6 protein-coding genes and 3 tRNA genes are annotated in these 8,778 nt (G+C 72.0%); 6 read left to right on the top strand and 3 right to left on the bottom strand.

Going from position 1 to position 8,778, the window contains the following annotated elements; all coding sequences use genetic code 11:
* Positions 1-43: 43 nt before the first annotated feature.
* The 3 genes from ACIRRH_RS43585 to ACIRRH_RS43575 all read right to left on the bottom strand — a co-directional run bounded on the left by ACIRRH_RS43585 (position 44) and on the right by ACIRRH_RS43575 (position 4,786).
* Positions 44-469, bottom strand: coding sequence for a DUF742 domain-containing protein (locus ACIRRH_RS43585; protein ID WP_224285341.1), 426 nt, complete (start codon positions 467-469; stop codon positions 44-46).
* Positions 470-636: 167 nt separating this feature from the next.
* Positions 637-1,050: a roadblock/LC7 domain-containing protein gene (locus ACIRRH_RS43580; protein ID WP_030248297.1), complete on the bottom strand. Its 414-nt coding sequence runs from the start codon at positions 1,048-1,050 to the stop codon at positions 637-639.
* 10 nt (positions 1,051-1,060) lie between these two features.
* Positions 1,061-4,786 carry a nitrate- and nitrite sensing domain-containing protein gene (locus tag ACIRRH_RS43575; RefSeq protein ID WP_403079024.1) on the bottom strand — a complete coding sequence of 1,242 codons (3,726 nt, stop codon included), beginning with the start codon at positions 4,784-4,786 and terminating at the stop codon, positions 1,061-1,063.
* A 626-nt stretch (positions 4,787-5,412) separates the two neighbouring features.
* Here ACIRRH_RS43575 and ACIRRH_RS43570 point away from each other — a divergent pair.
* The 6 genes from ACIRRH_RS43570 to ACIRRH_RS43545 all read left to right on the top strand — a co-directional run bounded on the left by ACIRRH_RS43570 (position 5,413) and on the right by ACIRRH_RS43545 (position 8,757).
* Positions 5,413-5,631 carry a hypothetical protein gene (locus ACIRRH_RS43570; protein ID WP_224283775.1) on the top strand — a complete coding sequence of 73 codons (219 nt, stop codon included), beginning with the start codon at positions 5,413-5,415 and terminating at the stop codon, positions 5,629-5,631.
* A 314-nt stretch (positions 5,632-5,945) separates the two neighbouring features.
* Entirely contained in the window at positions 5,946-6,746 is an 801-nt protein-coding gene (locus tag ACIRRH_RS43565) for a fumarylacetoacetate hydrolase family protein (RefSeq protein ID WP_403079022.1), read from the top strand.
* Positions 6,747-6,807: 61 nt separating this feature from the next.
* Entirely contained in the window at positions 6,808-8,238 is a 1,431-nt protein-coding gene (gltX, locus tag ACIRRH_RS43560) for a glutamate--tRNA ligase (protein WP_403079027.1), read from the top strand.
* Positions 8,239-8,476: 238 nt separating this feature from the next.
* Positions 8,477-8,548: transfer RNA gene (locus ACIRRH_RS43555), tRNA-Gln, on the top strand.
* Between the two features lie 36 nt (positions 8,549-8,584).
* Positions 8,585-8,657 (top strand) — tRNA-Glu (locus ACIRRH_RS43550).
* 27 nt (positions 8,658-8,684) lie between these two features.
* Positions 8,685-8,757: transfer RNA gene (locus tag ACIRRH_RS43545), tRNA-Glu, on the top strand.
* Positions 8,758-8,778 lie beyond the last annotated feature (21 nt).

The raw sequence follows: 8,778 nt of genomic DNA, 5'->3' as shown, positions 1-8,778 counted from the left end.
GACGATCTTCGCGGAGGTGGTGGCGCGGGTGGGGGCGGCCGCGTTAGAGCTTGCGAAGTCCACTGAGGACCCTTTCGAGCAGCGTGACGTCGGGCGTTCCGCCCGACTCGCCCGCGGCGGCGGGCTGGTGGATGGCGACGAGGCCGGCCTCGGCAAGGTCGGCCACGAGGATGCGGGCGACACCGAGCGGCACGCCGGCCAGTGCGGAGATCTCCGCGATGGACTTGACCTCGCGGCAGAGGCTCACGATCCGGGCGTGCTCGGGCAGCAGCCCGCCGGTCCGGTCGGCCGAGCCGGTGGTGGAGATCAGGGCCTCGATGGCGAGCTGGTACCGGGGACGGGTCCGGCCGCCGGTCATCGCGTACGGGCGGACCAGCGGCTGCTGCTCGTAGCCGTCGGACTGCTGCCCGCCGTAGCCGCTGCCGTACCCGTTGCCGTACGGGCCGGCGGGTGTCGAGGGCGGGGTCATGGGTCCTCCTAGTGCTGCAGCCTTGAGCAGCCGGTTCCAGCTGGGACGGTGCCAGCTGAGGCGGGATCAGCTGCCCGAAGGCAGCTGAAGGGGTTGCACCGGGTCCGGTCGGGTCGGACCCGGCGAGGCAGGTGGGACGGGTGGGTGGATCCGCTCGGCGGCTCGGTTCAGTGCAGGAGACTGCCCTGGAGTTCCGCGCGGAGTGCGGGGGTGAGGACGGCGCCGGCGCGGTCGACGAGCAGGGCCATCTCGTAGCCGACCAGGCCGATGTCGGAGTCCGGGGCGGCCAGGACGGCGAGTGCGGAGCCGTCGCTGACGGCCATCAGGAACAGGAATCCCCGTTCCATCTCGACGACGGTCTGGTTGACCTCGCCGCCCTCGAAGATCCGGCTGGCGCCGGAGGTGAGGGAGGTGAGGCCGGAGGCGACGGCGGCGAGCTGGTCGGCACGGTCGCGCGGGAAGCCCTCGGACATGCACAGCAGGAGGCCGTCCGCGGAGACCACCACGGTGTGGGACACCCCGGGGGTGTTGTCCACGAAATTGGTGATCAGCCAGTTCAGGTTCTGTGCGGCCTGGCTCATCTGGTTCAACTCAACGCTCCTGGTGATCTGCGCCGTTGCCGTCGCTCCGGCCACCGAAACTATCGAATCCGGCCTGCTGGGCACCATGCTGGAAGCCCGTCTGACCGGCGGCCTGCTCGGCCCCGGCGCGGCGGCCCTGCTGGATGCCGCGGCGCAGGTTGGTCAGCCGGCCGCGGACCTCCTCGGGGGCCCGGGAGACCTGCGGACCGGTCAGCGGCGAGGCCTCGGCGGTGCCGGAGACCAGGTTGGCCTGCGGGGTCCGCCGGGGCAGGCCCGACATGGTGACGCCGCTGGTCGAGGGCTCGCGAATCTGCTCGGCGCGGCGCCAGCGCTCGTCGTTCGCGGACGGACGCCAGGGAGCGTCGTCGCTGCCCGGCTGCTGCTGGTTCTGCTGCGGCTGGCCCTGCGGCTGCTGCGGAGCCTGCGGGGAGGCCTGCTGCTGCGGCGCCCGCTGGGGCTGCTGCTCCTGGGCCTGCTGCTGGAACTCCGGCGCGGTGGTGCCGGGGCGGCGCGGCTGGTACGGCCGCGGCCGCGCCTGCTGCTGCCCCTCGGCCTGCGGGTACCAGGGCTGCTCGCCGCCGCCCTGCTGACCGGTGGCCTCGGACGGGCCGGTCGGCAGCGCCATCGGCTCCTGGTACGGCAGCGGCTGCGGCTGCTGGGGGGCCTGCTCCTGGCGCACCGGCTCCGGACGCGGCGGGTTCGGCACGTTCGGCAGCACCGGCTCGACCAGGCCGAGGCCCAGCGGGTCGCGCGGGTCGATCTGGCTGGCCTCGAAGCGCGGGCGGGCGAACTGCTGGGTGCTCTCCACAGGCGCCGGCTCGGCCGACGGCAGCGGCTGGGGCTGCTGCGGGGCCTGCGGCGGCAGCTGCGGCTGACGGTCGCGCTGCGGCGCGTCCGGGCCGGGGCGCTGCGGACCGCGCGGGCCCTGGGCGGCGGGCCGGCCGGGGGCACCGGGGCCCTGCGGGGCCGGGCGGCGCTGCGGCAGGCCGTCCTGCGGACGGTTGCCCGGACGGGCACCCTGCTGCGGCGTGCCGGGACCGCCGGGACGGCCGTGCTGCGGCTGCTCGCCGGTCCGGGCACCCGGACCGCCGTCGAACTCACCGCCGGGACGCGGCCGTTCCTGACCGGGCCGGCCCGGCTGGGGCTGACCGGTCTGCGGCCGGCCGGGCTGGGGCTGGCCGGGCTGCTGCTGACGGCCGCGGCGGGGCAGGCCGTTCGGGCCGGCCTGCGGCGGGCCCTGGCGGCCCGGGGCGCGCTGCGGCAGACCGCCCTGCTGGGCCTGCTGCGGAGCCTGCTGGTTCTGCGGGGCCTGGTTCTGCTGCGGCTGCTGGGCGGGCTGCCGGCCCTGTCCCTGCCGACCGCCGCCCTGCGCGACCGGGTTCTCCTTCAGCGACTGGCCGACCTGGCGGGTCGGCAGACCGCTGCCGGGCGCACCCGGGCCGGCCTGCGCACCCGGGCCGGTCTGCGGACCGGGACCGGCCGGACCGGCCGGACCGCCCTGGCCGAGCTGCGGGCGGCCGCCCTGCGGGGCACCGGCGGCCTGGCCCTGGCCGAGCGCGGCCGGACCGCCCTGGCGGCCGGGCGGCACCTGGCGCTGCTGGCGCGGCGTCGGGGCGGCCCCGCGCTGCTGCTTGCCCTGGCCGGAACCGGTTCGGCCGGAGCCGCGGCGGTCGCCCGAGTTGGTGACGTCCACCGGGAGCATGACCAGCGCGGTGGTGCCGCCGGAGTCACTGGGGCGCAGCTGGATCCGGATGCCGTGGCGCAGCGACAGGCGGCCGACCACGAAGAGGCCCATGCGGCGGGAGACCGAGACGTCCACCGTCGGCGGGTTGGCGAGGCGCTCGTTGATCTCGGCGAGGTCGTCGGGGCTCAGGCCGATGCCGGTGTCGTGGATCTCGACCAGGACGCGGCCGTCCGGCAGCGCGTGGCCGGTGACCCGGACACGGGTCTGCGGGCTGGAGAACGAGGTCGCGTTCTCCAACAGCTCGGCGAGCAGGTGGACGAGGTCGTTGACGACGCGGCCGGCGACCTCGGCCGACGGCACGGCGGCGAGCTCGATGCGCTCGTACTGCTCCACCTCGGAGGCGGCGGCGCGGAGCACGTCGACCAGCGGGACGGGACGGGTCCAGCGGCGGCCCGGGTCCTCGCCGGCGAGGACGAGGAGGTTTTCGCCGTTGCGGCGCATGCGGGTCGCGAGGTGGTCCAGCTTGAAGAGGTTGGCCAGCTGGTCCGGGTCCGCCTCGCGGCTCTCCAGCTCGGAGATGAGCGACAGCTGGCGCTGGATGAGGCCCTGGCTGCGGCGCGAGAGGTTGGTGAACATCGCGTTGATGTTGCCGCGCAGGAGGGCCTGCTCGGCGGCGAGGCGGACGGCCTCGCTGTGCACCATGTCGAACGCGTGGGCCACGTGGCCGATCTCGTCGGTGGAGTCGACGGCGACCGGCTCGACCGTGGTGTCGACGTCGTGCGGGTCGGCCTCGGAGAGGGTCTTGACCAGCTCGGGCAGACGGCGCTCGGCGACGTCCTCGGCCGCGGCCTGGAGACGGGTCAGCGAGCGCACCATCGAGCGGGCGATCAGACCGGCGCCACCGAGGGCGACGAGCAGCACCAGGGCGATCGCGACACCGATGATCAGGGCGTCGGCGTCGGCCTGGGCCTGGAGGTCCTCGGCCTTGCCGTCCAGGTTCTCGATGAGCTTGGACTCGATCCGGCGCTCGGCGGTGATCTTGGCGCTGGCCTTCTCGAACCAGTCCTTGTAGCTGACCGCCTCGGTCTGGCGGATGCCGCTCTGGGTGAGGATCGTGGAGGCGTAGCGGTCGGCGTCGGCGACCACCGAGTTGTAGCTCAACTGGCTGCGCAGGTTGTCCAGGTCGTGCGCGGTGTAGATGTTGTTGAAGCTCGCGATCGCGTTGTCGTACGAGCTGCGCAGGCGGATACCGAAGGACTCGTCGCTGGGGCTGAGGTCGGGGGTCTTCGGGTTGGCGAGCGCGGCGCTGATCAGGGCCCGCTGCTGCGAGGTCGCGTTCTTCGCCAGCGAGAACTGCTGGAGCGCGCGGGTGGAGACGACCAGGTCCTTGTTGTTCGACGCGAGCGCGATGTCCTGGGTGATGGACAGCAGGTCGCGGATGATCACGTCGTAGGCGGTGATCGTCGACTGGATGTTCTGGTTGTTCTGGTACGGCAGGCTGCGGGTGTCCGCGATCGAGTTCAGGTCCTTGCGGATCTGGAGCAACAGCGCCTTTCCGCCGGACAGTTCGAGGTTCTCGAACTTGTCGGAGGACGCGGTGAAGGTGCGGCTCAGGTCGTCGGTGGACTTGCGGGCCGCGACGATGTCGTCGTCCAGCGGGGCGGCCGGGTCGTGGGTGATCGGGCCGGCGCTGATGTCGCGCTCGGTCTGGAGCGCGTCCGCGAGGTTGGTCGCCTTCTTGGCCAGGTCGGACAGGTTGGCCATCTGGGCGAGTTGCTGCGAGTTCTCCATCGAGCTCTGGATGCGCAGGCCACCGAGGACCAGCGAGACCAGCACGGGGAGGGCGAGCAGCGCGATCAGACGGGTGCGGATGCGCCAGTTGCGCATCGCGAGCCGGTTCAGACCGGTGGCGCGGCGCCGGGTCAGGGACGTGCGGAGTTTGTCCCGGGTGGACTTCTGCTCCTGGCCGTCCTCCTCCGGGCGGCCGGGGGCCTCGGGTGTCACCGGCTCGGCCGCGCCGCCGGGGGCCGCCGCCTGTTGGGGGGCTGCCACAGGCTCGCGCGACTCCGGGTTACCCGCGGCGCCGCTACCCCTTTTGAAACGTCCCTGCACTGGCGTCGCAACCTCTGGACCGGGCGTCCCGCCGCGTCGCCACGGCCTGGACGGTGTCGAGTTTCCATCCGCACCCCGGCCGGTCCGGGAGAGCGGGCACCGGGGTGGACCACTCCCTACCCACGGTCCGTCGCATTCCAGCACAGCCGGGGAATCCCAACAAGGGCCGCAGGAACCAGGCCCCCGGCGCTACCGACCGCTTGCGCAATCTCACGGACTGTGCGGTAACCGGACCGGAATACCGCCTTTTTCGGACACTCGCCGGATGCATGCCAAGCGGACCCGGGGCCGGGAAGAGTCGCAGACCTTCTGGAATGCCCCTTATCAGCCGAATGTCGGAAAATTCCGCTGCGGCGATATGTCGGATATCTGCGTTTTGCTCGGCATTTTGTGAGCAATATCACAGTCTAATGTGTAGCTTTGGTCACGGTCTCTGTGGAAAGAGATCTCGTAACCTGGCTGTCTCCGGAGCACGGCCCCGATCAGCCTGCCCAGAACCCCTCCGAATCAATCGGAATCCATCAGGCCGTGCCGATCGGCCCGGCCATGACCACGAGGTGCTCTCGATGTCCCAGGCGAAGAAGGCCACCCAGTCCACGCTGCCCAGCCGAGCCACGGCGAACCCGCGCCGGACGACGCTGGCCTCGGTCGAGGACTTCAGCAAGATCCCGGGTGCCCGCAAGCCCGAGGACGTCGTGACCTACGGCACCGAGCTGCCGGCCGTCACCGCCAACCCGCGCCGCACCCAGCTGATGGTCGCCCCGGTCGTCGTCGTGCGGGACTGACCCCGCAGCGTTCCGCCGAGGGCGCCGTCGTCACAGCAGTGGCGGCGGCGCCCTCTGTTGCTCGTCCGCTCGCCTCCGGGGCGCTCTGGCCCGGCGCCGACGGTCGTCGCTCCGGCGCGCCCCTTCGGCTCGGGGCGGAACCCGCCCGTTCGCGGGTTCCGCCCCGATCGTCCCGAACAGGGGCAAAGCGGTCAGCCGGGGCCCCACGCGATAGCCTGGAGGCCGATTGACGGGGCCGCGCCCACCGTGGGCGGGGCGCCCACCAGCGCCCGGGCGCGCCCCGGGCGGCCGACGAAGCGAGGGGTAGCCCAGCCGTGCGCATTGCCAGGTTTTCCGTCCGGGAAGGGAGCCCTGCCGCCGGCAGCGTCTCCTTCGGAGTGGTGGAGGGCGACCCTTCCCAGCCCGACTCGTTGGTCGTCCACGCCCTGGCCGGCCACCCGTTCGGCCAGCCCCAGCCCACCGGCGAGAGCTTCCGCTTCCAGGACGTCCGGCTGCTCAGCCCGATGCTCCCGAACAAGATCGTGGCGGTCGGCCGCAACTACGCGGCGCACGCGGCGGAGCTGGGCAACGACGTCCCGGACGTCCCGCTCACCTTCTTCAAGCCGTCCACCTCGGTGATCGGTCCGACCGAGAACATCGCCTACCCGCCGTTCTCCGCGGACGTCCACCACGAGGCCGAACTCGCCGTGGTGATCGGCCGGATGTGCCGCGAGGTGCCGCTGGACCGGGTGCCCGAGGTGATCCTCGGCTACACCTGCGCCAACGACGTCACCGCCCGGGACGTCCAGCAGCGCGAGGGCCAGTGGGCCCGGGCCAAGGGCTTCGACACGGCCTGCCCGCTGGGCCCGTGGATCGAGACCGACCTCGACCCGAGCGACCTCGCGATCACCTGCACGGTCAACGGCGAGCTCCGCCAGACCGGCCGCACCTCCCTGATGGTCCGCTCGGTCGCCGAGCTGATCGTCCACATCTCCGAGGCCATGACGCTGCTGCCCGGCGACGTCATCCTCACCGGCACGCCCGCAGGGGTGGGCCCCCTCAACGTCGGCGACGAGGTCGCCGTCTCCATCGAAGGCATCGGCACTCTCACCAACAAGGTGATCAAGCGTGGCTAACACTGACCCGGCCGTCCGGGTTCGCTTCTGTCCGTCCCCGACCGGCAACCCCCACGTGGGGATGGTCCGCACGGCCCTCTTCAACTGGGCCTACGCCCGCCACAACGGCGGCACGCTGGTCTTCCGGATCGAGGACACCGACTCCGCCCGCGACTCCGAGGAGTCGTACAACCAGCTGCTCGACGCCATGCGCTGGCTCGGCCTCGACTGGGACGAGGGCCCCGAGGTCGGCGGCCCGGACGCGCCGTACCGCCAGTCGCAGCGGATGGACATCTACGCGGACGTCGCCCGCCGCCTGCACGAGGCCGGCCACGCCTACCACTGCTACTGCTCCACCGAGGAGCTGGACGCCCGCCGCGAGGCCGCCCGCGCGGCCGGCAAGCCCTCCGGCTACGACGGCCACTGCCGCGACCTGACCGACGAGCAGGTCGCCGTCTACAAGCTGGAGAAGCGCGAGCCGATCCTGCGCTTCCGGATGCCCGACAAGACCATCAGCTTCGACGACCTGGTGCGCGGCACGCTCACCTTCGAGCCGGAGAACGTGCCGGACTACGGCATCGTCCGGGCCAACGGCGCCCCGCTGTACACCCTGGTCAACCCGGTGGACGACGCCCTGATGGGCATCACCCACGTGCTGCGCGGCGAGGACCTGCTGTCCTCCACCCCGCGACAGGTCGCGCTGTACGCCGCGCTCGCCGAGATCGGCGTCGGCAACGGCACCACCCCGCGCTTCGGCCACCTGCCGTACGTGATGGGCGAGGGCAACAAGAAGCTCTCCAAGCGCGACCCCCAGTCCTCGCTCAACATGTACCGCGAGCGCGGCTTCATCCGCGAGGGCCTGCTCAACTACCTGTCCCTGCTCGGCTGGTCGCTGGCCGAGGACCGCGACCTGTTCGACATGGACGAGATGGTCGCCGCCTTCGACGTCACCAAGGTGAACGCCAACCCGGCCCGCTTCGACCTGAAGAAGTGCGAGGCGATCAACGCCGAGCACGTCCGCCGGCTGGCCCCGGAGGACTTCGTCCGCCGCCTGGTGCCCTTCCTCCAGGGTGCCGAGCTGCTGCCGGCCGAGCCCACCGCCGAGCAGCTGGACCTGCTCGCCAAGGTGGCGCCGCTCACCCAGGAGCGGATGGTCGTGCTGAGCGAGATCGTGAACATGGCCGGCTTCCTGTTCGTGGCGCCGGAGAAGTTCGCCCTCGACCCGGACGACGCCGCCAAGGTGCTCACCGCGGACGCCCGCCCGGTGCTGGAGGCCAGCATCAAGGCGCTGGAGGAGCTCGCGGACTTCACCCCGGAGCCGATCCAGGCGGCGCTGCGCGAGGCGCTGGTGGACGGCCTGGGCCTCAAGCCCAAGTTCGCCTTCACGCCGCTGCGGGTGGCCGTCACGGGCCGCCGGGTCTCCCCGCCGCTGTTCGAGTCCATGGAGCTGCTGGGACGCCCTGAGACGCTGCGCCGGCTGAGCGCCGCCCTGGACGCCCTGCCGTCCGCCTGAGCGGGCCGCTGAGCAGGCCGCGGGCCCGGCTTCGTGCCGGGCCCGCGGCGTACCCGGAGGTCATCCGCAGGCCCCCCGGCCGCTGCCTGGGGTTATCGATTTTGGAGCCAGGGCCGACGTCGGGTAATGTTCTTTCTGCGCCGCCCGGGAGGGAACGGACGAGGGAGCGAAAGCCCCTCGGAAGGGACCGACCGAGAGGCGCAACGCCTGAGAAGGGCCCGCAGGGGTTCAACTCTGGTGGGGTATGGTGTAATTGGCAGCACGACTGATTCTGGTTCAGTTAGTCTAGGTTCGAGTCCTGGTACCCCAGCGCAGTACGCAAGTACGGCACACAAAAGAAGATCAAGCCCCCGTTGTGTAGCGGCCTAGCACGCTGCCCTCTCACGGCAGTAGCGCCGGTTCGAATCCGGTCGGGGGTACTGATCCCGCAAGGGATCGCCTGGAAAGCCCCCGTTGTGTAGCGGCCTAGCACGCTGCCCTCTCACGGCAGTAGCGCCGGTTCGAATCCGGTCGGGGGTACTGATCCCGCAAGGGATCGCA

The organism is Kitasatospora sp. NPDC101235 (assembly GCF_044767505.1).
In the GTDB taxonomy this organism is placed as follows: domain Bacteria; phylum Actinomycetota; class Actinomycetes; order Streptomycetales; family Streptomycetaceae; genus Kitasatospora.
Note: the sequence above shows the minus strand (reverse complement) of the source record. Positions and strands in the feature narration are given on the sequence as shown.